The 23,058-nt window shown below is 66.6% G+C and carries 27 protein-coding genes; 12 read left to right on the top strand and 15 right to left on the bottom strand.

What is annotated here, in order from left to right; translation table 11 throughout:
• Window positions 1-77: 77 nt before the first annotated feature.
• The 9 genes from leuA to miaA all read right to left on the bottom strand — a co-directional run bounded on the left by leuA (window position 78) and on the right by miaA (window position 8,336).
• Window positions 78-1,772: a 2-isopropylmalate synthase gene (gene leuA, locus AAW00_RS04265; RefSeq protein ID WP_047003035.1), complete on the bottom strand. Its 1,695-nt coding sequence runs from the start codon at window positions 1,770-1,772 to the stop codon at window positions 78-80.
• A gap of 223 nt (window positions 1,773-1,995) precedes the next feature.
• Entirely contained in the window at window positions 1,996-2,649 is a 654-nt protein-coding gene (locus AAW00_RS04260; protein ID WP_082124906.1) for a YceI family protein, read from the bottom strand.
• Window positions 2,650-2,725: 76 nt separating this feature from the next.
• Window positions 2,726-3,082 carry a DUF2200 domain-containing protein gene (locus AAW00_RS04255; protein ID WP_047003033.1) on the bottom strand — a complete coding sequence of 119 codons (357 nt, stop codon included), beginning with the start codon at window positions 3,080-3,082 and terminating at the stop codon, window positions 2,726-2,728.
• A gap of 4 nt (window positions 3,083-3,086) precedes the next feature.
• A complete protein-coding gene (locus tag AAW00_RS04250; RefSeq protein WP_047003032.1) occupies window positions 3,087-3,509 on the bottom strand; it encodes an I78 family peptidase inhibitor in 423 nt (140 codons plus the stop codon).
• 41 nt (window positions 3,510-3,550) lie between these two features.
• Complete coding sequence (gene ilvC, locus AAW00_RS04245; protein WP_047003031.1) at window positions 3,551-4,570, bottom strand: ketol-acid reductoisomerase; 1,020 nt, start codon at window positions 4,568-4,570, stop codon at window positions 3,551-3,553.
• Window positions 4,571-4,595: 25 nt separating this feature from the next.
• Window positions 4,596-4,991, bottom strand: a complete 396-nt coding sequence (locus AAW00_RS04240) for a hypothetical protein (protein WP_047003030.1) — start codon at window positions 4,989-4,991, stop codon at window positions 4,596-4,598.
• A 12-nt stretch (window positions 4,992-5,003) separates the two neighbouring features.
• The gene (ilvN, locus tag AAW00_RS04235) at window positions 5,004-5,519 is read right to left on the bottom strand and encodes an acetolactate synthase small subunit (protein WP_047003029.1); all 516 of its coding nucleotides are present in this window, start codon (window positions 5,517-5,519) and stop codon (window positions 5,004-5,006) included.
• Window positions 5,519-7,261, bottom strand: coding sequence for a biosynthetic-type acetolactate synthase large subunit (gene ilvB, locus AAW00_RS04230; RefSeq protein WP_047003028.1), 1,743 nt, complete (start codon window positions 7,259-7,261; stop codon window positions 5,519-5,521). The genes ilvN and ilvB overlap by 1 nt, the downstream gene beginning before the upstream one ends.
• A gap of 127 nt (window positions 7,262-7,388) precedes the next feature.
• Complete coding sequence (miaA, locus tag AAW00_RS04225) at window positions 7,389-8,336, bottom strand: tRNA (adenosine(37)-N6)-dimethylallyltransferase MiaA (RefSeq protein WP_047003027.1); 948 nt, start codon at window positions 8,334-8,336, stop codon at window positions 7,389-7,391.
• Between miaA and serB the strand changes: the two genes are divergently transcribed.
• Window positions 8,329-9,192 (top strand): phosphoserine phosphatase SerB, encoded by an 864-nt coding sequence (serB, locus tag AAW00_RS04220; protein ID WP_047003026.1) that lies wholly within the window; start codon window positions 8,329-8,331, stop codon window positions 9,190-9,192. The genes miaA and serB overlap by 8 nt on opposite strands.
• Window positions 9,193-9,520: 328 nt before the next feature.
• Here serB and AAW00_RS04215 read toward each other — a convergent pair whose 3' ends face one another.
• Genes AAW00_RS04215 through purL form a run of 3 tightly spaced genes read right to left on the bottom strand, consistent with a single transcriptional unit; the run spans window position 9,521 to window position 12,824 of the window.
• Window positions 9,521-10,186, bottom strand: coding sequence for a nitroreductase family protein (locus tag AAW00_RS04215; RefSeq protein ID WP_047003025.1), 666 nt, complete (start codon window positions 10,184-10,186; stop codon window positions 9,521-9,523).
• Window positions 10,183-10,590, bottom strand: coding sequence for a DUF3052 family protein (locus tag AAW00_RS04210; RefSeq protein WP_047003024.1), 408 nt, complete (start codon window positions 10,588-10,590; stop codon window positions 10,183-10,185). Before AAW00_RS04210 ends, AAW00_RS04215 begins: the two co-directional genes overlap by 4 nt.
• Window positions 10,590-12,824: a phosphoribosylformylglycinamidine synthase subunit PurL gene (purL, locus tag AAW00_RS04205; RefSeq protein WP_047003023.1), complete on the bottom strand. Its 2,235-nt coding sequence runs from the start codon at window positions 12,822-12,824 to the stop codon at window positions 10,590-10,592. Before purL ends, AAW00_RS04210 begins: the two co-directional genes overlap by 1 nt.
• Before the next feature lie 117 nt (window positions 12,825-12,941).
• On the opposite strand from purL, the gene AAW00_RS04200 reads away from it, so the two are divergent.
• The 6 genes from AAW00_RS04200 (at window position 12,942) to AAW00_RS14870 (ending at window position 17,113) form a co-directional block, all read left to right on the top strand.
• Window positions 12,942-13,190: an exodeoxyribonuclease VII small subunit gene (locus tag AAW00_RS04200; protein ID WP_047003022.1), complete on the top strand. Its 249-nt coding sequence runs from the start codon at window positions 12,942-12,944 to the stop codon at window positions 13,188-13,190.
• Window positions 13,191-13,197: 7 nt separating this feature from the next.
• A complete protein-coding gene (locus AAW00_RS04195) occupies window positions 13,198-14,109 on the top strand; it encodes a polyprenyl synthetase family protein (RefSeq protein WP_047003021.1) in 912 nt (303 codons plus the stop codon).
• Complete coding sequence (coaD, locus tag AAW00_RS04190; RefSeq protein ID WP_047003020.1) at window positions 14,106-14,618, top strand: pantetheine-phosphate adenylyltransferase; 513 nt, start codon at window positions 14,106-14,108, stop codon at window positions 14,616-14,618. Before AAW00_RS04195 ends, coaD begins: the two co-directional genes overlap by 4 nt.
• Window positions 14,619-14,704: 86 nt before the next feature.
• Window positions 14,705-15,406: a peptidylprolyl isomerase gene (locus tag AAW00_RS04185; protein WP_047003019.1), complete on the top strand. Its 702-nt coding sequence runs from the start codon at window positions 14,705-14,707 to the stop codon at window positions 15,404-15,406.
• Between the two features lie 58 nt (window positions 15,407-15,464).
• Window positions 15,465-16,493, top strand: coding sequence for a tRNA preQ1(34) S-adenosylmethionine ribosyltransferase-isomerase QueA (queA, locus tag AAW00_RS04180; protein WP_047003018.1), 1,029 nt, complete (start codon window positions 15,465-15,467; stop codon window positions 16,491-16,493).
• 2 nt (window positions 16,494-16,495) lie between these two features.
• Window positions 16,496-17,113, top strand: coding sequence for a hypothetical protein (locus AAW00_RS14870; RefSeq protein ID WP_156169916.1), 618 nt, complete (start codon window positions 16,496-16,498; stop codon window positions 17,111-17,113).
• Window positions 17,114-17,115: 2 nt separating this feature from the next.
• On the opposite strand, the gene AAW00_RS04170 is transcribed toward AAW00_RS14870, so the two are convergent.
• Window positions 17,116-17,334 (bottom strand): hypothetical protein, encoded by a 219-nt coding sequence (locus tag AAW00_RS04170; protein ID WP_047003017.1) that lies wholly within the window; start codon window positions 17,332-17,334, stop codon window positions 17,116-17,118.
• Between the two features lie 105 nt (window positions 17,335-17,439).
• On the opposite strand from AAW00_RS04170, the gene AAW00_RS04165 reads away from it, so the two are divergent.
• From AAW00_RS04165 to tgt, 5 genes are all read left to right on the top strand, one after another.
• Window positions 17,440-18,387: an ABC transporter ATP-binding protein gene (locus AAW00_RS04165; protein ID WP_047003523.1), complete on the top strand. Its 948-nt coding sequence runs from the start codon at window positions 17,440-17,442 to the stop codon at window positions 18,385-18,387.
• Complete coding sequence (locus AAW00_RS04160; RefSeq protein WP_047003016.1) at window positions 18,384-19,151, top strand: ABC transporter permease; 768 nt, start codon at window positions 18,384-18,386, stop codon at window positions 19,149-19,151. Before AAW00_RS04165 ends, AAW00_RS04160 begins: the two co-directional genes overlap by 4 nt.
• A gap of 109 nt (window positions 19,152-19,260) precedes the next feature.
• Window positions 19,261-19,809: an outer membrane protein gene (locus AAW00_RS14195; RefSeq protein WP_052761751.1), complete on the top strand. Its 549-nt coding sequence runs from the start codon at window positions 19,261-19,263 to the stop codon at window positions 19,807-19,809.
• Window positions 19,810-19,897: 88 nt separating this feature from the next.
• Entirely contained in the window at window positions 19,898-20,851 is a 954-nt protein-coding gene (locus AAW00_RS04150; protein WP_047003015.1) for a DUF481 domain-containing protein, read from the top strand.
• Window positions 20,841-21,998, top strand: coding sequence for a tRNA guanosine(34) transglycosylase Tgt (gene tgt / locus AAW00_RS04145; RefSeq protein WP_047003014.1), 1,158 nt, complete (start codon window positions 20,841-20,843; stop codon window positions 21,996-21,998). The genes AAW00_RS04150 and tgt overlap by 11 nt, the downstream gene beginning before the upstream one ends.
• On the opposite strand, the gene AAW00_RS04140 is transcribed toward tgt, so the two are convergent.
• The gene (locus AAW00_RS04140) at window positions 21,995-22,183 is read right to left on the bottom strand and encodes a hypothetical protein (RefSeq protein ID WP_047003013.1); all 189 of its coding nucleotides are present in this window, start codon (window positions 22,181-22,183) and stop codon (window positions 21,995-21,997) included. The genes tgt and AAW00_RS04140 overlap by 4 nt on opposite strands.
• A gap of 110 nt (window positions 22,184-22,293) precedes the next feature.
• A complete protein-coding gene (rpsD, locus tag AAW00_RS04135) occupies window positions 22,294-22,908 on the bottom strand; it encodes a 30S ribosomal protein S4 (protein WP_047003012.1) in 615 nt (204 codons plus the stop codon).
• Between the last annotated feature and the right edge of the window lie 150 nt (window positions 22,909-23,058).

Below are 23,058 nucleotides of genomic sequence, written 5' to 3'. Positions count from 1 at the left end.
CATGGCCCACCCGGATATTACGACGCGTATCGTATGCCCGGGGAATGGCTGACACCCGACCAGCGGCCGCCTATGGATTATTTCGTAGCGGCAGAGCCTGCGGAGACGGCGTTGGCGGCCGAGAGCAGGGCGCGCACGCCGGCGGTGGCGACGTCCTCGTCCACGCCCACACCCCAGCCGCTCGTCCCGTCGGGCAGGGCCCACTCGATGTAGGCCGCCGCGCGTGCATCGACCCCGCTGCCGAGCGCGTGTTCCGAGTAGTCAACGACCTCGAAATCGAGCCCGTAGGTGTCGCGGATGGTGGCGAGAACGGACGAGATGAGGCCCTTGCCCCGTCCCGAAACACGCTGTTCCTCGCCTTCATGACGGATGGTGCCGGTGAAGATGCGGTCGCCGTCGGCGGTCCGGCTCTCGTCGTAATCGACAAGCGCGAAGCGGCGCTGGTCGACCTGCAGGTAGTAGGTCTGGCGAAAGCATTCCCAGATGTCGGCGGCACCCAGCTCGCGGCCCAGCTCGTCCGCCATCGCCTGCACGTGACGGCTGAAATGCGCCTGCATCCGCTTGGGTAGCTTGAGCCCCTGGTCCTGCTCGAGCACCCAGGCGAAGCCGCCCTTGCCGCTCTGCGAGTTGACGCGGATGACCGCCTCGTAGCTGCGACCCAGATCGGCCGGGTCGATGGGCAGGTAGGGCACGCGCCACTCGCGATCGTTCTGCAAGCTGTGCGCCTCGAAGCCCTTCTTGATGGCGTCCTGGTGGCTGCCGGAAAAGGCGGTAAAGACCAGCTCGCCGCCGTAGGGATGGCGCTGGTGGACGGGCAGCTGGTTGCAGTACTCTACCGTCTCGATGACCCGGTCGATGTCGGAGAAATCGAGGCCCGGATCGACGCCCTGCGTGTAGAGGTTTAGCGCCACGGTCACGAGGCAGCAGTTGCCGGTCCGCTCGCCGTTGCCGAACAGGCAACCCTCCACCCGGTCCGCGCCCGCCATCATGCCGAGCTCCGCGGCGGCGACTCCGGTGCCGCGATCGTTGTGAGTGTGCAGGCTGATGACCGCCGCCTTGCGGTTAGGCAGGTTGCGGCAGAAATACTCGATCTGGTCGGCGTAGACGTTGGGCGTCGATGCCTCGACCGTGGCGGGCAGGTTGAGAATGATCGGCCAATCCGCGCTCGGGCCGACGACCTCCATCACCGCCTCGCAGACCTCCAGGCTGAAATCGAGCTCGGCGGTGGAAAAGGTCTCGGGCGAATACTGGAAATGCCACTTCGTGCCGGGACGCTTGGCCGCCTCGTCCACCAGCAAGCGCGCACCGTCCACGGCGATCTGCTTCACCTCCGCGCGGCTCATGCGGAAGACGATGTCGCGCCAGGCGGGGCTGACCGCGTTGTAGAGGTGCACGATGGCCTCGCGCGCGCCCTCCAGGCTCTCGAAGCTGCGCTTGATGAGGTCCGCGCGCGACTGGGTGAGAACCTGGATGACAACGTCGTCCGGCACGCGGCCCGACCGGACGAGCCAGCTGATGAAATCGAACTCGGTTTCGCCCGCGGCAGGGAAGCCGACCTCGATCTCCTTGACGCCGACGTCCACCAGCAGGTCGAAGAAGCGCGTCTTCTTCGCCCGGTCCATCGGGTCGATGATCGACTGGTTGCCGTCGCGAAGGTCGGTAGAAAGCCAGCGCGGCGGGGCGGTGAGGGTGCGGCTCGGCCACTGCCGGTCGGGCAGATGGACCTGCGGGAATGGGCGATACTTGGCGCTCGGATCGGGGAGCATGGGCATGGTGCTGGTTCTTCGACTTGGGGCCGCCGGGCGGCGTTTGCGTTGAAGGGCCCTTAGGCGAACTCCTGCGCGGGGCGCAGGGGGAGGGTCGCGCGCCTAAGGGCGCGTAAGTCGAAGCAGCAGGTAAGGGCGCGAGGCCGTGCTCATGCGGGAAGTGCTACATGCGAATGGCAGAGGGGGTCAATACCGGGCACGCAGGATCGTGCGCGCCCGGTGACAACAATTACTTCTCGAAGGCGGCGGTGATGTTGAGCTTCACCTCGTCGCCGAGCCCCATGGGGACACCGTAACCAAGCCCCCATTGCGAACGCATGATCGTCGCCGTGCCATGGAAGCCGAGCGTAGCCTTCTGGTTCATCATGTTGGTCCCCGCTCCCGAGAGGCCCGCGGTAATCTCCACCGGATGCGTCTGACCGTTGAAGGTGAGGTTGCCCATGATGTGCGCCTGGTTGTCGCCCATCGGGTGAACCGCGGTGGACACGAAGCGCGCAGGCTCGGGGCTGGGGCCGAAGAAATCGGGCGCCGCCCCCGCATTGCCCGGACGCAGCAGGTGATGAGCAAGGCCGGCGCTGGCGACGGTGGGCGTATCGAGCGGAATGGTGATGTCGAGGCTGGAGTTGCCGAGGTTCTCGGCGTCCAGATTCAGCGTGCCGCTGATGTTGCCGTAGAGACCGAAGTAGTCGTTGAAGCCGAAGTGGCTGAGGCTCCAGCCGACCAGCGTGTGGTTCGGGTCCGCCGTATAGGTGCCGGAGGTGACGACGACCTCCTGCGCTTCCGGACCGGCCTGCGGAGCCATCGGGGCGGTGGCGGAAACGGCACTGACGGCAGCGGCGGCGATGCCAAGCGAGGCGGCGGCGGCGAAAGCGATTTTACGCATGGCAAGCTCCGAAGCTGAAGGGTCGCCTGGCATTGTGCCGCGCGAGATTAACTCTGTCCACCGTCGCGCGCGCTCATCAGGCCCGCCGCAGGATCTTCGCCATCGGGCGGCCTTTCGCCAGTTCATCGACCAGCTTGTCGAGGATGCGGATCTCGCGCATCAGCGGGTCCTCCAGCGCCTCCACCTGCACGCCGCAGACCTTGCCGGTCACCAGCAGGCGATCGGGCTTGGGGGCGGGGGCCTGCGCGAAGAAGGCTGCAAAATCGCGCCCGTCATCGATGGCCGCTGCCAGCCCGGCTTCGTCATAGCCGGTCTGCCAGCAGATGATCTCGTCCACCTCTGCCTTCGTGCGCCCCTTGCGCTCCGCCTTGGCGACATAGGCCGGATAGACCTTGGCGAAGGGCTTGGCGTAAATGCGATGACTTTGCGCCAAGGCGTCAGCCGCAATGCGCCGAGACGAAGCGGTCGGTGCCGCGTTCCATGACCACGTTCAGGCGATCCTCGCGTCGGTCCGTGGTGACCATCGAGTCGGGATAAATCCAGCGATCCGAACCGGGTCTGGCCGCTTCCACCACGGCTCGGCGGACGGGGACGGTGGCCTCCTGCCCGATCCACGGGCCGACCTTGTCCGCTCCGCAGGTGCTGTCCGCCACGTCGGCAGGCTCGGTCGCCGTGGACGGTTCCCCCGCGGGAACCGGTACCATCATGGGCGTGACCGAAGGTGTGGGGGTGGTGTCGCTGTTGCCTGACGCGATGGTTTCGCCAGTTTCGGCAGCCGCGGGCTCATCGCCCGGCTCCTGACCGGGCTGGCAAGCGGCGGCGAGGAGCGCGAGCGGGGCGAAGGCGAGAAGGCGGGGCATCGGACTGGTCTCCTTTCCTCGCCAACGCCGCCCGCGCGCCGTCAGTTCCGTTCCTTGTCGACCAGCTTGTTCGCCCCGATCCATGGCATCATGGCGCGAAGGCGAGCGCCGGTCTGCTCGATCGGATGCGCCTCGGCGCGCTTCCGCGCCGCCTTGAGTTCGGGCTGGCCTGCGCGGTTGTCGAGCACGAAGTTCTTGACGAAGCGGCCCGACTGCACGTCGTCGAGCACGCGCTTCATCTCGGCCTTGGTCTCGGGCGTGATAATGCGTGGGCCGATGGTGATGTCGCCGTATTCGGCCGTATTGCTGATCGAATAGCGCATGTTGGCGATGCCGCCTTCGTAGAGCAGGTCGACGATCAGCTTGGTCTCGTGCAGGCATTCGAAATAGGCCATTTCGGGCGCGTAACCGGCCTCCACCAGCGTTTCGAACCCAGCCTGGATGAGGTGCGTGATGCCGCCGCACAGGACGGCCTGCTCGCCGAACAGGTCGGTCTCGCATTCCTCGCGGAAGTTGGTCTCGATAATGCCGCTGCGCCCGCCGCCCACGGCGCTGGCATAGGCAAGGGCGACATCATGCGCGTTGCCGCTGGCGTCCTGGTGCACGGCGATAAGGCAGGGCACGCCGCCGCCCTTCACGTATTCGCTGCGAACCGTGTGGCCCGGACCCTTGGGGGCGATCATGATGACGTCGATGTCTTGCGGTGGCTCGATCAGCCCAAAGTGGACGTTGAGGCCGTGCGCGAAGGCGAGCGCGGCGCCCGGCTTCATGTTGCCCTTGAGGTCATTCTCCCAGATCGCCGCCTGGTGCTCGTCGGGGGCGAGGATCATCAGGATGTCGGCGACCTCGGCCGCCTCCCTGTTGGACACAACGGCGAAACCCGCGTCCTCGGCCTTCTTCGCCGTGGCGCTGCCTTCACGCAGGGCGATGCGAACGTCCTTTACGCCCGAATCGCGCAGGTTCTGGGCATGGGCGTGGCCCTGACTGCCATAGCCGAGCACGACCACGGTCTTGTCGGTGACGAGGTTGAGGTCGGCGTCGGCGTCGTAATAAACTTTCATGATGTTCCCTGTCAGGATCGTGGATTTAAGCGGGCGGCGCGCTCGCCATCACGGCAAGGCAGGCGAGCAGGCCGACGAATGCGATGGGGGCGCCGGAGACATGGCGGCCTTTCGTCCAGGCGAGGTCGAACAGGCCGAAGGCGAGGTGGCCGATGCCGATGGCGAGCACCAGCCACGGCACGGCGATCTCGCCATAGGCGGCGAGGGCAAGCACGGCGGCGGCCAGCAGCCACAACAGGCTCGTCCAGTGCCAGGCGAGGCGTGTGACCTTGGCGTAGACGGGGTTCTCCAGCACGCCGGCCTTCTCGGCCAGCAGGGGGCGGATCAGCGCCCGCTCGCCGATCACCGAGTGAGCGAGGGCGAGGATGGCGGCGAGGGCGGCCGCCCACAGCATGACGAAGGTGGGGTTCACGAATTCCATTGCTCGAAGCTCCTAGGCGCCGTCCGGACCGCGCATCATGCCGACGATCCCGGTGCGGCCGACCTCGACCAAGCCGATTTCGCGCATCAGGGCAATGAAACTGTCGATCTTGTCGGGCGGACCCGTGAGTTCGAAGATGAAGCTGTTGGTGGTGGTGTCGACCGGGCGCGCGCGGAATACGTCGGCAAGGCGCAGCGCCTCGACGCGGTTCTCGCCGGTGCCGGCCACCTTGATCAGGGCCAACTCGCGCTCCACGTGCGGGCCGGCCTCGGTCAGGTCGACAACCTTGTGGACCGGCACCAGCCGTTCGAGCTGGGCCATGATCTGGTCGATCACCGGCGGCGGGCCGTTGGTGACTATGGTGATGCGGCTGAGTGCGTGGTCTTCCGAGATGTCGGCCACAGTCAGGCTGTCGATATTGTACCCGCGCGCGGTAAACAGGCCGGCGATCTTGGCGAGGATGCCCGCCTCGTTGTCGACGGTGACGGCGAGCACGTGCCGCTCGGTATCGCGGTGCTGGATCTTCATCAGACGAGTGCCTTCGCTTCGTCGGCCATCGTGCCTTCGACCATGTCGCCGTAGAGGAGCATCTCGGTATGCGCTGCGCCGCTGGGGATCATGGGGAAGCAGTTGGCATCCTTCGACACCTGGCAATCGACGATGACGGGCCCGTCGTGCGCCAGCATGGCCTCGATCCCCGCGTCGAGCCCGGCTTCCTCGGTGATGCGGATGCCCTTCCAGCCGTAAGCCTCGGCCAGCTTTACAAAGTCCGGCAGACTGTCACTGTAACTGTTTGAATAGCGGCTTTCGTAGGTTAGTTCCTGCCACTGGCGGACCATGCCCATGTATTCGTTGTTGAGGATGAACACCTTGACCGGCAAGCGGAACTGGCTGGCGGTGCCGAGCTCCTGGATGTTCATCTGGATGCTCGCCTCGCCAGCGATGTCGATGACGAGGCTGTCCGGATTGCCGAGCTGCGCCCCGATGGCGGCGGGCAGGCCATAGCCCATGGTCCCCAGGCCACCGCTCGTCAGCCACTTGTTGGGCCCCATGAAGCCGAAATACTGCGCCGCCCACATCTGGTGCTGGCCGACCTCGGTGGTGATGATGGGATCGCGATCGCGCGTCAGCTCGAACAGGCGCTGCACCGCGAGTTGCGGCATGATCTCCGACTTCTTCGCCAGATAGGCGAGGCTGTCGCGCGCGCGCCACCCGGCGATGCGGGCCTTCCATTCGCCGAGGTCGCGGCTGCGGCGAGAACCCCAGGCGCTGACGAGCTGGTCCAGCACCTGCCCGCAGTCGCCGACAATGCCGAGATCGACGGGGACGATCTTGTTGATGCTGGAGCGGTCGATATCGATATGGATCTTCTTCGAGCCCGGCGAAAACGCATCGAGCCGCCCGGTAACGCGATCGTCGAAGCGGGCGCCGATGCAGACCATGACGTCGCACTGGTTCATCGCCATGTTGGCTTCGTAGGTGCCGTGCATCCCCAGCATCCCGAGCCAGTCGGGATGATCGGCGGGGAAGGCGCCGAGGCCCATCAGCGTGCTGGTGACGGGCGCGCCGGTCAGTTGCTGGAGCTCGCGCAGAAGCTCGCTCGCGCGCGGCCCGGCGTTGATGACGCCGCCGCCGGTGTAGAGCACGGGGCGCTCGGCCGCGGCTATCATCTCGATGGCTTCGGCGATTTCCTCCGGCGCGGCGACGGTGCGCGGGGTGTACCGCTTGCGCCGCGGGGCGGGGCCGTCGGTCAGGATGGCGGTGGCGATCTGGACGTTCTTGGGAATGTCGACGACGACCGGACCGGGACGGCCAGTGGTGGCGATTTCGAAAGCTTCCTCGATGGTTGCGGCGAGGTCTTCAGGGTCCTTCACAAGATAATTGTGCTTGGAGCAATGCCGCGTCAGGCCGACGGTATCGGCCTCTTGGAAAGCGTCGGTGCCAATCAGATTCGTCGGCACCTGCCCGGTGATGACGACGAGCGGGATGGAATCGAGAAAGGCATCGGCAATGCCGGTGATGGCATTGGTCGCGCCCGGGCCGCTGGTGACGAGGACCACGCCGGGCTTGCCGGTTGAGCGGGCATAACCCTCCGCCGCATGCGCCGCGCCCGCCTCGTGCCGCACGAGGATGTGCCGGATGCGCTCGTCGGAAAAGAGTTCGTCGTAGATCGGCAGCACCGCGCCGCCGGGATAGCCGAAGACGAATTCGACACCCTGCCGCACAAGGCTTTCGACGAGGATCGCAGCGCCGCTGCGTTCGGTGGTCACGTCAACACTCCTAAATTCGGACCTAGCGGTTCCCGGAAACAACGGGCCCGGCAAGATCGCTCTCGCCGGGCCACGTCCTCTCCTCTTCGCGGACCGCTCTATGGATTAGAAAATATCCTGTCAACCGCTAATCAGAGAATAATATTTCAAAGTGAGTGTCCAAGGTGACATTTTCAGGAAGCTCGTGCGGCCAGTCATCCGGGGGCTGGTGGCGCAGCCAGGTGTATTGGCGCTTGGCGTAATTCCGGGTGCTCTGCCGACCGCGCGCAATAGCCTCATCGCGCGACCATTCGCCGCGCAGGCAGCCTGCGATCTCGGGTACGCCGATGGCGCGCATTACGGGCATGTCTGGCGGCAGATCGCGGGAGAGCAGCGCCTCCACTTCGGCCACTGCGCCTTGCCTCATCATCGCCGAGAACCGCGCGTCGCACCGCTCGTACAGCGTCTCGCGATCGGGCAGCAGCACCAACGGGGCGAGCGTGACCGCGCGGCCGATTCCGCCGACCTTGTGTGCCTGCCAGTCGCCCAGCGTCCGCCCGGTGGAGCGCACGACCTCCAGCGCGCGCGTGATGCGCTGGCTGTCGGCCGGCGCGAGGGTGGCGGCGCGCTCCGGGTCCTCGGCCTGCAGCGCGGCGTAGGCGGCGGGGAGGGGCAAGGCCCGCACAGCTTCGCGCACGTCCGGGTCGATGTCGGGAACGGGCGCGATGCCGTCGAGCAAGGTGCGAATGTACAGCCCGGTCCCGCCGACCAGGATCGGCACCGCACCATTTACGTGCGCAGTATCGATCTCGCGCCTGGCCGCTGCCGCCCAGTCCGCTGCCGAGCAGGCCACGGCACCGTCCCAAGTGCCGAAGAGGCGATGCGGTATGCCCCGCATCTCGGCCTCGGACGGGCGCGCGCTGAGTACCTGCAGGTCGGCATAGACCTGCGCGCTGTCGGCGTTGATGACGACCGCCTCGCGGCCCACGTCGGCAAGGGTAAGTGCCAGCCGCACCGCCAGATCGCTCTTGCCGCTCGCGGTCGGCCCTGCGATGAGCGCCAGCTCGTTGCCCCGAGGAGTTGCCGCCTTGCTCATCGCCCGCGTGATAGCAGACCCCGACACGCTGGAAACCCGGCTGGACGCCTTTGCCGCAGAGGTCGCCGACGGCCCGGTGCCCATGGCTCACGCCGCCATGCTCGATTTCTGCGGCGACGTGCTACAGATCGAGAGCCCGGGTGACGACATGGCCGCCATGCGCGCCGCCCTCGACGTACATTTTCCGGGCAGCGACGGCCTGATCGCCCGCGACGAGATCCGCGTGCCCGACGTTTTCGTGTCCGACATGGATTCGACTATGATCGGACAGGAGTGCATCGACGAGCTCGCCGATTTCGCCGGTTTGAAGGACCGCGTCGCCGCCATCACCGAGCGCGCCATGCAGGGCGAGCTCGACTTCAAAAGCGCGCTGCGCGAGCGGGTCGGCCTGTTGGAGGGCCTGCCCGAGGACGCCATCGATCGGTGCCTCGCCGAGCGTATCCGCCCGACCGACGGCGCACGGGCGCTGGTGGACGCGCTCAAGAGCCGCGGCTGCCGCACGGTGCTCGTAACCGGTGGTTTTCACCACTTCGCCGACAGGGTTGGCGAGCAACTCGGGTTCGAGCGGGTGGTCGGAAACCGGCTCGAGGTATCCGGCGGCAAGCTGACCGGCAGGCTTGTTAGCGCGATAACCGACAGCGGGACCAAGAAGACTGTGCTCGAGGAGGAAATGGCCCGGCGCGGCGCGGGGGCCGTCAGCATGGCCGCGGGCGATGGGGCCAACGACATTCCGATGCTTGAGACCGCGACATACGGCATGGCTTATCGCGCGAAGCCCAAGGCCCGTGCCGCTGCCAACGGCTGGATCGATCGCGGCGATCTGACCGCTGTACTCAGGTTGCTGGACTTTGCGTAGACGTGAAAACGGCGGACCGATCGCTCGGCCCGCCGTTCTCGAATTTCAGCGTTTGGACAATCGCCGCGCTTACGCGGCGACGTGCAATCAGGATGTGGGATACGAAACAGTGCCGCCATCGGGAGCCGTGCCAACGGCCTTGTTGCATACGTGGCTCGCGTTGGCATCCGCGTCGATTACGGCGGGCGTGGTCCAGGTCTGACGCTCGTTCTTGATCATCTTCCAAATCTCCGTCGTGTATGAGGCATGGTGCCTCATAGGCCGTGTGCTCAAAGCAAAAACGCAGCAAATGCGCAAGCGGTTTCAATGACTACGCGCGAACACGACCTCAGATCCAGCTGGCGATCCGACTCAGTCCTTTTTTACGGAGCGCGTGGTCCGGCACGGCCGCTTCGGCAGAGGGAAGGCCGGCAACGACAATCATCAGCGGTTTTTCGTGCTCGGGCCGCCCGCAGATTTCGCGCAGGAAACCCATCGGGGACGGCGTGTGGGTAAGCGTGGCGAGACCGGCCTCGTTCAGCGTCGCCAGCAGCATCCCGCAGGCAATGCCGACGCTTTCGGTGACGTAGTAGTTCGTCATGCGGCCATCCTCTTCGATGCCGCCCTTGCGCTGGGCGAAGCAGACGATCAGCCAGGGCGCTATTTCGAGGAAAGGCTTGTCTGGATCGGTGCCGAGCGGGGCAAGGGCGCCCAGCCATTCCTCGCTGGCGCGGTGGGCGTAGAAATCGCGTTCTTCCTCCTCGGCGGCGAGGCGGATGGCGCGCTTGGTCGCGGGGTCGGAGATCGCGACGAAATGCCACGGCTGATGGTTTGCACCGCTCGGCGCCGTTCCGGCAGCGGCGATGGCTTGCTCTATCACCTCTCGCGGGACGGGCGTATCGGCGAAGGCGCGGCAGGTGCGGCGCATGGCAAGACGCTGCGCCAAGGCGCGGGCTTGCGCGACCCGCTCGGCATCGGAGAGGTCGGGGAGGGGCGGGAAGGGGCTCTCGTTCATCGCAGCTCTTTGCGGATCACCAGCTTGAGCGCCGACCAGACCGCGTCTACCGCGCAGACTTTGGTGTCGACGAAGCCCATTGGCAGCGCGACTTCGCGGATCGTGTCCTCGGTGATGTCGGTCGGCAAACCTGCGGCCTTTTTCGGCCAGCTCACCCAGACCTGCCCGTCGCTCGCCATCGTCCCGCGCAAGGTTGCCAGCAGACGCTCTAGTTCGGCGCGCTCGGTGACGAACAGGTGCGCGGCCTCGACGCTGTCCTCGAGACCGGCGGCAGGGATGAGGTCGAGGGCGTATTCGCCTATCTCCTCCTGCACGCTTTCGGGCATGGCGTGGAACCACACGCGCTGCCCGTCGCGCAGGTTGAGCTTTTTCGCCAGCGGCGTGCCGGAATATCCGGCCGCCATCAGCTCTCCATCCATTCGGCGAAAAAGCGGCGGTGGGCGGCTTTTAGGTCGGTCACGGCAACGCCCAGCAGGCTATCGCCGCCGGTGGTGCCGATACGGGTGAAGCCGACCGCGGCGGTTTCGTCATTCTCCGTGCCCTTGGCGAGAGCGGCGTTGAAAGCGTGGGTATCGGGAACGGTGACGACGTAGCGCCCCTGATCCTCGCCGAACCACCACTGCGCGGCGGTGTAGTCGCCCTGCTTTTCGACCTCGGCACCGATGCCCGAAGCCATGGCCATCTCGGCCAGCGCCACGGCGAGGCCGCCGTCGGAGATGTCGTGTACGGCAGAGACCAGCCCTTCAGCGATCAGCTCGCGCACGATGCGGCCCGCAGCCTTTTCCAGCGTCAGGTCGACCGGCGGGGCGCGGCCCTCGTCGCGGCCGTGGATCTCCTTCAGCCACAACGACTTGCCGAGGTGCGAGCGGTCGGGATCGGGCGTGGACCAGGCATCTGGCGCGACGAGGTAGATCGCCTCGCCCGCGGCCTTGAACGGCATGGTCATCATCTGCGCGTAGTCGTCGATCAGGCCGACGCCGCCGATGGCGGGCGTGGGCAGGATGGCGCTGCCGCCGCCGGTCGCCTTGCTCTCGTTGTAGAGGCTGACGTTGCCCGACACGATCGGGAAGTCGAGATACTGGCAGGCCTTGCCCATGCCGCGCAGGGCGTGGACGAGCTGGGCCATGATCTCGGGACGCTGCGGGTTGGCGAAGTTGAGGCAGTTGGTGACCGCCAAGGGCCGCGCACCCACGGCGCAAAGATTCCGATAGGCCTCGGCGATGGCCTGCTTGCCGCCCTCATAGGGATCGGCAAAGACGTAGCGCGGCGTGCAGTCGGTGCTGATGGCGAGCGCCTTGCGAGTGCCGTGAACGCGCACCACGCCCGCATCGCCGCCGGTCTGCAGCGTGTCCGCGCCGACCTGGCTGTCGTACTGCTCGGAAATCCAGTTGCGGCTGGCGAGCGCCGGGCTGGCTATCAGCTTCAGCAGGTCCGCGCCCGGATCGCTGGTGTCGGGCCGGTCGGTGAGCGGCGTGACACCCGCCCATGCGGTGTAGTCCTCCATCGAGAGGTAGGGCCGGTCGTAGAGCGGGGCGTCCGCCGCCAGCGGGCCCAGCGGAATGTCGCAGACCACCTCGCCGCCGAATTCCAGCACCATGTGCCCGGTATCGGTCACCTCGCCGATGACCGCGAAATCGAGCTCCCACTTGCGGAAGATCGCCTCTGCCATGGCCTCCTTGCCGGGCTTAAGCACCATGAGCATGCGCTCCTGGCTCTCGCTCAGCATCATCTCGTAGGGCGTCATACCCTCCTCGCGGCAGGGCACCTTGTCCATGTCTAGGCGGATGCCGGCCTTGCCGTTGGTGGCCATCTCCACGCTGGAGCTGGTCAGGCCCGCCGCGCCCATGTCCTGGATGGCGACGATGGCATCGGTTGCCATGAGTTCGAGGCAGGCCTCGATCAGCAGCTTCTCGGTGAACGGATCGCCCACCTGCACGGTGGGACGCTTGGCCTCGGCGTCTTCCTCGAAGTCGGCGCTGGCCATGGTCGCCCCGTGAATGCCGTCGCGCCCGGTCTTGGAGCCGACGTAGACGATCGGATTGCCGAGACCGGTGGCCGCCGAATAGAAGATCTTGTCCGCATCCGCCACGCCCACGGTCATGGCGTTCACGAGGATGTTGCCGTCGTAGGCCGGGTCGAAATTCGTCTCTCCGCACACGGTCGGCACGCCCACGCAGTTGCCGTATCCGCCGATGCCCGCGACCACGCCCTGCACCAGGTGCTTCATCTTGGGATGATCGGGCCGGCCGAAGCGCAGCGCGTTGGCATTGGCGACGGGCCGCGCGCCCATGGTGAAGACGTCGCGCAGGATGCCGCCCACGCCGGTCGCCGCGCCCTGATACGGCTCGATGTAGCTGGGGTGGTTGTGGCTCTCCATCTTGAAGATAGCAGCCTGGCCGTCCCCGATATCGATCACGCCCGCGTTCTCGCCCGGGCCGCAGATCACCCACGGTGCCTCGGTCGGCAGCTTCTTCAGGTGCAGGCGGCTCGACTTGTAGCTGCAATGCTCGGACCACATGACCGAGAAGATGCCGAGCTCGACCAGGTTCGGCTCGCGGCCCAGCGCGTTCAGCACGCGCGAGTATTCATCTTCGGACAGCCCGTGCTGGGCGACGACTTCGGGAGTGATCTGGGACATGGCCGCGCCTTAGCGAGCGGGCGGGAAAGGCGCTAGCCCCGCGCATCCCGATTTCCCCCCGCCTCGGCACCCACCGCCCGCTTGACCCTGCGCCCATGCGCCGCCAATGCTGCCGCCATGGCAGAGGACACCATCGACATCGCCGCGATGACATTCGAGGATGCGCTGAAAGCGCTGGAAAAGGTCGTGCGCGACCTCGAGGGCGGGGAGGTGCCGCTCGACCAGTCCATCGCGCTCTACGAACGCGGCGAACAGCTGCGCGCGCATTGCCAGGCGCGGCTCGATGCGGCGCAGGCGCGGATCGAGAAGATCGTCGCCGGCTCCGACGGGCGCGCGACCGGCACCGTTCCCTTCGACGCGGACTAACGCGGGCATGGGTCTGATCCTCGCCGACGACGTTCTCGGCCGCGGTCTCGCCCGCGTGCAGGGCGAGGTCGATGCCGCCTTCGACGCCCTGCTCGGCGTACCCGACGACAGCCGCGCCACGTTGGTCGAGGCCATGCGCTACGCCGCCATCGGCGGAGGCAAGCGGGTGCGCCCCATGCTGCTCGTCACCGTCGCCGAGATGTACGGGGCCGAACGCGATGCCGCCGTGCTGGCGGGCTGCGCGCTGGAGGCGATCCACGTCTATTCGCTGATTCACGACGACCTGCCGTGCATGGACGATGACGACATGCGCCACGGCAAGCCGACGCTGCACAAGGCCTACGACGAGGCGATCGCCGTGCTCGCGGGCGATTCGCTGCACGCGCTGGCTTTCGAGATCCTCGCCAGCCAGCACGTCAGCACCGATCCCGTGATCCGCGCCGATCTCGTGCACGCGCTCGCCAGCGCGAGCGGGCACAACGGCATGGCCGGCGGGCAGGTGATGGACATCGCCGCCGAAAGCGCAGGCGCCGACTTCGACCTGCACACCGTTACCCGGCTCCAGCAACTGAAGACCGGCGCGCTGCTCGGCGCATCGGTGGAGATGGGCGCGATCCTCGCCCGCGTCCCCGAAGACCAGCGCGGCCACCTGCGCGCCTACGCCCGCGACATCGGCCTCGCCTTCCAGATCGCCGACGACCTGCTCGACGAGGAGGGCGACGAGGAACTGGCCGGCAAGGCGCTGAGGAAAGACGCCGATGCGGGCAAGGCCACCTTCGTCAGCCTGATGGGCGTCGAGGATGCCCGCGCACAGGCACAGGCGCTCAGCGAACAGGCCATCGGCCACCTCGTGCAGTACGGCGAGGAAGCCGACCTGTTGCGCGCGCTGGCACGATTCATCGTCGAGCGGGACAGATGACAGAGCGCATCGGCCTCTACCCCGGCACTTTCGATCCGGTCACGCTCGGCCATGCCGACATCATCCGGCGCGGGGCCAAGCTGGTGGACCGGCTGATCGTCGGGGTCACCACGAACCCCTCGAAGACCGCCATGTTCACCACCGACGAGCGCATGGACATGATGCGCGGCGAGATCGTGCGGCTGGGGCTGGGCAACGTCGAGATCGTCGGGTTCGATGCCCTGCTCATGACCTTTGCCGAGAAATGCGGCGCCAGCGTCATCGTGCGCGGCCTGCGGGCGGTCGCCGATTTCGAGTACGAGTACCAGATGGCGGGCATGAACCAGCAGTTGAACGACCGCATCGAGACGGTCTTCCTGATGGCCGACACCGCGCTCCAGCCCATCGCCAGCAAGCTGGTGAAGGAAATCGCGCTATACGGCGGCGACGTGACGCCCTTCGTCAGCCTGGAGGTGAAGTCGCTGGTGGACGAGCGGGTGGCGCGCATCGGGCTGAAGGGCGAGTGGTAGGCCCGGCGCGCTCATATGTTCATTGAACTGTCAGCCGCCCGTCCGTAAGAGCCGCACCCACAACTCAGCCATTCCCGGACCCACGAATGCTCCGCACCACCTTTGCCGCGGCCATCGCCGCCACGCTCATGCTCTCGGCACCCGCCCTCGCGCAGGATACCGCGCTGACCCCGGCGCTGGAGACCGCGGAGGCCACCAACACGCAGGCGAGCCAGGTCCCGCTGTCGGTCAACTTCAACCTGAACGAGGATCCCGAGAATATCCTCTATCTCGACCTTTCGACCGGCGAGCGTGTGGCGATCCGGCTCGTGCCCCAGTGGGCGCCCAACCATGTCGAGCGGGTCAAGACGCTGGCCCGGCAGGGCTTCTACAACGGCAACCCGTTCCACCGCGTGATCGACGGCTTCATGGCGCAGACCGGCGATCCGACCGGGACCGGGCAGGGCGGCTCGCAGCTGCCGGACCTGGAGGAGGAATTCAACTTCCTGCCGCACGTGCGCGGCACCGTGTCGATGGCCCGCGCGCAGGACGAGGATTCGGCCAACAGCCAGTTCTTCATCGTCTTCTATCCGCGCTTCGCGCTCGACCGGAACTACACCAATTTCGGCCGCGTGATCAGCAACATGGCCGCGGTCGATGCCATCACCCGGGGTGAGCCGCCGAGCAACCCGACGCGCATCCTGCAAGCCTCGATCGCCGCCGACGGGCGTCCGCAGGCCATGCCGCAGGCGGTGCAACCGGCCGAGCGCATCACGCTCGACATGCTCAACGCGCCCGGCGGCGAGTAAATCCTCCCCGGACCGGGGAGGCCCTTCGACCCGCTCAGGACAAGGTGGAGGGGCACCCTTGAAGGTCGACCTTTTCGATTTCGATCTCCCGCAAGAGCTGATCGCGCTGCGCCCCGTCGCGCCGCGCGACAGCGCGCGGATGCTTGTGGTGCGTGACGACGCGCCCTTTACCGATGCCACCGTGCGCGACCTGCCGGGCCTGCTCGCGCCGGGAGACGTGCTGGTGTTCAACGACACTCGCGTCATCCCCGCGCAGCTCGAAGGGCGGCGGGGCGAGGCCAAGATCGGCGCGACGCTGCACAAGCGGATCGACATGAGGCGCTGGCAGGCCTTCGTCCGCAACGCCAAGCGCCTCAGCGAAGGCGACACCATCGATTTCGGTGCGGGCGTTTCCGCCGTGGCCGAGGCGCGCCATGCCGACGGTTCGTTCACGCTTGCCTTTGCCGGCGAGGAACCGGTCGAGGTGCTGCTGGAGCGGGCGGGGCGGATGCCGCTGCCGCCCTACATCGCCGGCAAGCGCCCCACCGACGAGCGCGACCGCGCCGACTACCAGACCATGTTCGCGCAACACGACGGCGCCGTTGCCGCGCCCACCGCCGCGCTGCATTTCACGCCCGGGCTGATGGCCGCGCTGGCGGATCGGGACGTGGGCGCCGAGACGCTTACGCTGCACGTCGGCGCAGGCACGTTCCTGCCGGTCAAGGCCGAGGACACCGATGACCACGCCATGCACGCCGAATGGGGCACAGTCTCTGCCGAGACCGCGGCACGCCTGAACGCGGCGCGGGCGGCGGGCGGGCGACTGATCGCGGTCGGCACCACCAGCCTTCGCCTGCTCGAAAGCGCGGCGGGCGAGGACGGGCAAGTGCGCGCCTTTGCCGGAGATACCGCCATTTTCATCACGCCCGGCTACGCCTTCCGCGCGGTGGACGGCCTGATGACCAACTTCCATTTGCCCAGGTCGACGCTGATGATGCTGGTCAGCGCGCTCATGGGCCGCGAGCGCATGATGGATGCCTACGCCCACGCCATCGCGCGAGGATACCGCTTCTATTCCTACGGAGACTCGTCGCTGCTATTGCCGTGACGATGACCCGCGACCTTCCCACCCATCACCGCGCCACCGATCCGGGCGGCTATGTCGGCAGCTTCGGGTCGGTGACCTGGGTCCACTGTCCGCAGTGCAACAAGGCGGCGAGGAAAGGGCGGGGCGGCGTAAGCTGCGCGCACTGCGGCCACCGGACGATCCATTCGAAAATGCCGCGACCCGATCGCTGGGCTCTCCCACGAAAGCGTCACCCGGTGTGCGAGCAGTGCGATCAGGAATTGCCCCATCGCCCCGCACCCACTGCGCATACGGTGGACGGCGAATTGCGCATGACGATCATCTGCCCGCACTGCGACCACAAGGCGGACTATCCTGCCGTGCGCGCGTCCAGCCCCCAGTCCCGACCGCCTTACGAGCCTTTGCGGCGGTTCCTCGAGACGCAGGTCGCCGGCGAGACGCTGTGGGTCAACAACCTCGCCCACCTGGATGCGATCGAGCAATGGATCGGTGCCGCCGTGCGCGAGCGGGGCGACCGGCCCGGCCTCACCATGATGGCGCGGCTGCCCCGCTGGATGAAGGCCAGCACCAACCGCGAGAAAGTGCTGCGCGGCCTGGCGAACCTGCGCGAGAGAGCCCAGCGCGCGGGTATCGACGAATAGCGTCAGTCGGCGCGGGTGATGGCGCGCAGCTGCCCGTACTTGCGGACCATCAACGCCACGTAGGCACCGATCGCTGCGCCCAGCACACCTGCCGAACCGAAGCCCGCCAGCGTGTTCGGCACGTCGTCATACCAGCCGCCAACCAGGTAGCGCATCAGCGTGAGCGCCAGCGCGATGACCGCGCCGCCCATGGCGATACGGAATACCGGGGAACGCAACATCGGTCATTATCCTTTGCAATTTTAGGTCCCGCCCACTGTCTTGCACGAATGACACACCTTGCCAAGCGCTTGCAAATCGGCGGCGGCTGGCCAACTTCCCGTTTCATGCACGAACCCATCCTCGACATCTGCGGCCTCGAAAAGACCTACAAGGGCGGGGTTCAGGCGCTGAAGGGCGTCGACCTGACCATCCGGCGCGGCGAGATATTCGCCCTCCTCGGTCCCAACGGGGCGGGCAAGACCACGCTGATCGGTGCGGTGTGCGGGTTGGTGAATCCGACCGGCGGCACCATCGCCGCGTTCGGCGAGGACATTCGCCGGCACTGGAAGCGTGCGCGGCAGAAGATCGGACTGGTGCCGCAGGAACTCAGCTTCGACATGTTCGACAAGGTCATCCGCCAGGTGCGCTATTCGCGCGGGATGTTCGGCTTGCCGCCCGACGAGGCGCGGATCGAGGAAGTTCTTCGCAGCCTGAGCCTGTGGGACAAGCGCGACGCGCAAATCCGCGAACTGTCGGGCGGCATGAAGCGACGGGTCATGATCGCCAAGGCGTTGAGCCACGATCCCGAACTACTGTTCCTCGACGAGCCCACTGCGGGCGTCGACGTGGAACTGCGCCGCGACATGTGGCGGCAGATCGACGCGCTTCGCGCGCGCGGCGTGACCATCATTCTGACCACGCATTACATCGAGGAGGCCGAGGAAATGGCCGACCGGGTGGGCGTCATCAACAAGGGGCAGATTCTGCTGGTCGACGACAAGGACGCGATCATGGCTAAGCTCGGCCGGACCGAGGCGCATTTCATGCTGGCGTCGCCGGTTGCCGACGTGCCGGCCGTGCTCTCCTCCTATCCGCTGCATCTGGAGGAGGAGGGCAGGCGCCTCGTCTATCGCGGCGGCGACGGGACGGGCAAGGGCAAGCGCGAGGTGGCCGAACTGGCGCAGATCATGGCGCGCGAGGGCATTGTCTTCACCGGGCTCGATACCCGGGATTCCACGCTGGAGGACATCTTCGTGGACCTCGTCGAGGGCAAGCTGGAGAATGCGGCATGACGCTCAACCTGCGCGGCGCCTTTGCCATCTTCCGTAACGAGCTGATGCGGATGTTCCGCACCGCCTTCGGCTCGATCCTGTCGCCCGTCATCACCACCTCGCTCTATCTCGTCGTGTTCGGCGCGGCGATCGGCGGGCGCATGGAGCTGCCGGGCGGGGTGGGCTACGGGGCCTTTATCGTCCCCGGCCTGCTGATGCTGACCCTGCTCACCGAGAGCACCAGCAACGCCAGCTTCGGCATCTACATGCCCAAGTTCACCGGCGCGATTTACGAGCTGCTGTCCGCCCCCGTGGGCGTGGCCGAGACGCTTATCGGCTTCGTCGGCGCGGCGGCGGTCAAGTCGCTGATCCTGGCGGCGGTGATCCTCGGCACGGCGGCGCTGATCATCGACTACCAGATCGCCCACCCATTGCTGGCCTTTTTCTACATCCTGCTGGTGTCCGCCACGTTCTCGCTGCTCGGCTTCATCATCGGTCTGTGGGCAACGGGGTTCGAAAAGCTGCAGATCATTCCCTTGCTGGTACTGATGCCGCTGACCTTTCTCGGCGGTACCTTCTACTCGATCGACCTTCTGCCCGAGCCGTGGCGCACTGTCGCGCTGTTCAATCCCGTGGTCTACCTGGTGAACGGCCTGCGGTGGACTTTCCTCGGCCAGTCGGACTTCCCGATCGCGCTTTCGCTGGGGGCGACGATGGCCTTTCTGCTGGCCTGTGTCGCGGTGATCGGATGGATTTTCAATAGCGGTTGGCGGCTCAGAGAGTGACGTTCGTCGAACATTCTCTCCGTATTAATCTGCCAGCAATGCGAAACATTGGAACCGGCTAACGCCTCGATAATTTCGAGACTTCCTAGCTACCAAGAAAGCCGCAGACATGAAGAAAGTTCTATTCGCTCTCGCCACCTCGGTTGCCGCCATCGCCCTCCCGGCGGCTGCGCAAGCGCAGGCCTTCGCCGGCGTTTCAGCCGGTTACCACGAGCTGACCACCGACGACGATTTCAACGATCCGCTCCTCGACGGCATCGAGACCAACGACGGCGGCTTCATCTACGGTGTCTTCGCCGGTTACGACGTTCCGACCGACAGCGGCTTCTTCGTGGGTGCGGAAGGCAACTTCCACCTCGGCGACGGCCCGATCGACAACGAGTACGGCGTCAGCGCCCGTCTCGGCGTGGCCGATGCCGGCGGCGCGAAGTACTACGCCCGCGCCGGTTACCAGTGGGTCGATATCGATCCCAACGGCATTTACGATACCGACTTCCCGGATTCGACCTTCGATGGTCTCGACACGACCGCAGGCGATTTCCTCGTCGGTGCCGGCGCCGAGTTCCCGCTTGGCACCAACACCTTCCTGCGGGCCAACTTGGACACCGTGAGCTTCGATTCGGTGCGCGGCACCGCGGGCCTCGGCATCCGCTTCTAAGCGCTCGCTCCAGCGAGACAGGGGCCGGCTCCGCCACGCGCGGGGCCGGCCCTTCTCGTTTGCGCGTCGAGCCGCTAAGGGCCTCGCCGTGACCCGTTTTGCTACCGCCTGCCTGCCCGTCCTGCTCCTTGCCGCTCCGGCCGCCGCGCAGGATCTGCCCCTGCCCGACGCGGCGCGGGCCATGATCGAGGCCGCGATTGTCGGGGGCGACGCTAGCGCCGTCGAGGCGGTGACAGCCGCCGCGCGCACCGCCTTTCCCGCGAACGCGGCCGAGATCGATACTCTGCTCGCCGATTACCGCGCCCGGACGGCGGAGCTTGCCGCCCGGCAGGCCGCTGCCCGGCAAGCCGAGATCCGCCAGGCCGGGCTGTTCGACAACTGGAGCGGCGAGGGCCAGATCGGCGGGTTCCAATCCTCCGGCAACAGCAACGAGATCGGCGTATCCGCAGCGCTTGCCCTGCAACGCCAGGGCATCGACTGGGAACATCGACTGCGGCTGTCCGCCGACTATCGCCGCAGCGACGGCGACACCTCGCGCGAGCAATTGCTCGCCCGTTACGAGCCGCGCTACACCGTATCGGAGCGGATGTTCGCCTATGGACTGGCACAGTACGAGCGCGATCGGCTGCAAGGGTATTCCGGGCGCTACTCGCTCTCCGGCGGGCTGGGCTATCGCGTGATCGACAGCGATGCGGCGGAACTCAACGTGCAGGCCGGCCCCGCCTACCGCGTCACCCGCCGGTTCGACGGCACCAGCGCCAGCCGCCTCGCCGCTCTCGCGGGCGTGGATTTCAAATGGCAGGTGAGCCCCGCCATCAAGCTGACGCAGGATGCCAATTCCACCGTGGAGACGGGCGGCGAGGCGCTACTGGTCGTGGATGGATCCAACACCACGCTCAACGCCACGACCGGCCTGGAAGCGGCGATCAGCGACCGGCTGTCGGCCCGCGCTTCGTGGAATATCAAGTACGACAGCAATCCGCCTGCCTCGGCGGTGAGCACCGACACTCTCACGCGCTTCACGCTGGTCTATGGCTTCTGAGCTTCCTGCCGGCCGGCCGCGCTTCCGCTTCACCGTCTCGGCAACGGACGGGAAGGCGCGCACGGGCTCAATTGCCATGCGCCGCGGCACTATCCGCACGCCCGCCTTCATGCCCGTGGGCACAGCCGCCACGGTGAAGGCGATGAAGCCGGAGGCCGTGCGGGCGACCGGAGCGGACATCATCCTTGGCAACACCTATCACCTGATGCTGCGACCCGGCGCGGAGCGCATGGCGCGTCTGGGCGGGCTGCACCGTTTCATGCACTGGGATCGGCCGATCCTGACCGACAGCGGCGGTTACCAGGTCATGAGCCTTTCAGACCTGCGCAAGCTCACCGAAGCGGGCGTGGAGTTCCGCAGCCATATCGACGGATCGAAGCACATGCTGAGCCCCGAGCGAAGCATGGAGATCCAGCGCCTGCTCGGCAGCGACATCGTGATGGCCTTCGACGAATGTCCACGCGCCGACCGCCCGCTGGCCGAGATCGAGGCGAGCATGGAGCTATCGATGCGCTGGGCGCAGCGCAGTCGCGATGCCTTCGATGCCGGGGGCGATCACGCCGCCGGAAGCGCGCTCTTCGGCATTCAACAGGGGGCGCTCGACGAAGGGCTGCGCGCCCGCTCCGCCGAGGCCTTGCGCGCGATCGGCTTCGACGGCTACGCGATCGGCGGCCTCGCCGTGGGGGAGGGGCAGGAGGCCATGTTCGCCACCCTCGACTTCGCTCCCGCCATGCTGCCGGAGGATGCGCCGCGTTACCTGATGGGCGTGGGCAAGCCCGACGACCTCGTGGGCGCAGTGGAACGCGGGGTGGACATGTTCGACTGCGTGCTGCCGACCCGTTCGGGCCGCAACGGGCAGGCCTTCACCTGGGGCGGCCCCGTCAACCTCAGGAATGCCCGCCACGCCGAGGATCTCTCCCCGCTCGATCCGCGTTGCACTTGCCCCACCTGCGCCACCTACAGCCGCGCCTATCTGCATCACCTGACCAAGTCGGGCGAGATGCTGGGCGCCATGCTGCTGACCGAGCACAACCTGAGCTTCTACCAGCAGCTTATGCAGGCCATGCGCGATGCCATCGCGGCAGGCTCTTTCACCCAGTTCGCCGCGACTTTCCGCAGCGATTACGGGTTGGCCGGCACGGCCTAGGCGGCAGGCTTGTCGGCGCCCGGCGGCTTCTGGCGGATTTCCAGCACCGTGCCGCGGTAGGGGACGAAGGTGCCCGCGGCATCGAGGAACCCTGCGCCGATCCGCCCCGCAAAGGCCTGCGCCAAGGGCAGCGCATCGTACCATTTGCCGCAACGATTTTTGGTGATGTAGCGGTACTGGCGCATCCTGAATCGATGACGCGCGAACGGCCTTCGAGTTCCACGCAGAACCTTGGAACCAAACAAAAAAGGCGGCCCCTTGGGACCGCCTCGTTTGCGTCTGGCGAAAGGCCGGATCAGCGCGAGTAGAACTCGACCACCAGGTTCGGTTCCATCTGCACCGGGTAGGGCACCTCGTCCAGCGTCGGCACGCGGGTGAAGGTCACCTTGTCGTTGCCGTCGGTGCTGACGTAATCGGGAATCTCGCGCTCGGGCAGACTCTGCGCCTCGATCACCAGCGCCATTTCCTTGGCCTTGTCGCCCAGCGAGATGACATCGCCCACGTCGCAGCGACGGCTGGCGATGTTGCACTTCACGCCGTTAACGCGGATGTGGCCGTGCGACACGATCTGGCGGGCGGCGAAGATCGTCGGCGCGAACTTGGCGCGGTAGACGATCATGTCGAGGCGACGCTCAAGCAGACCGATCAGGTTCATGCCGGTGTCGCCCTTCATGGCGGCGGCAGCCTTGTAGGTGGCCTTGAACTGCTTTTCGGTGACGTCGCCGTAGTAGCCCTTCAGCTTCTGCTTGGCGCGCAGCTGCAGGCCGAAGTCGGACATCTTGCCCTTGCGGCGCTGGCCGTGCTGGCCGGGGCCGTACGAACGCTTGTTGACCGGGGAATTCGGGCGACCCCAGATGTTCTCGCCCATGCGGCGGTCGAGCTTGTGCTTGGCGCTGGTGCGCTTCGTCATGAGACGTGTCCTTCGATTTGCTGTCGCCACCCCAGCGGTGGCGCTTCAACCCGGCATCGCACCACCTGGCCGATCTGCCAGGCGCGGCCACCGCTTCACCGGGATGCGGAGCCAATAATCGCGAAGGCGCGCACATAGCGGCGTGCGCGG

Source organism: Aurantiacibacter luteus, from assembly GCF_001010945.1.
Lineage (GTDB): Bacteria > Pseudomonadota > Alphaproteobacteria > Sphingomonadales > Sphingomonadaceae > Alteraurantiacibacter > Alteraurantiacibacter luteus.
Note: the sequence above shows the minus strand (reverse complement) of the source record. Positions and strands in the feature narration are given on the sequence as shown.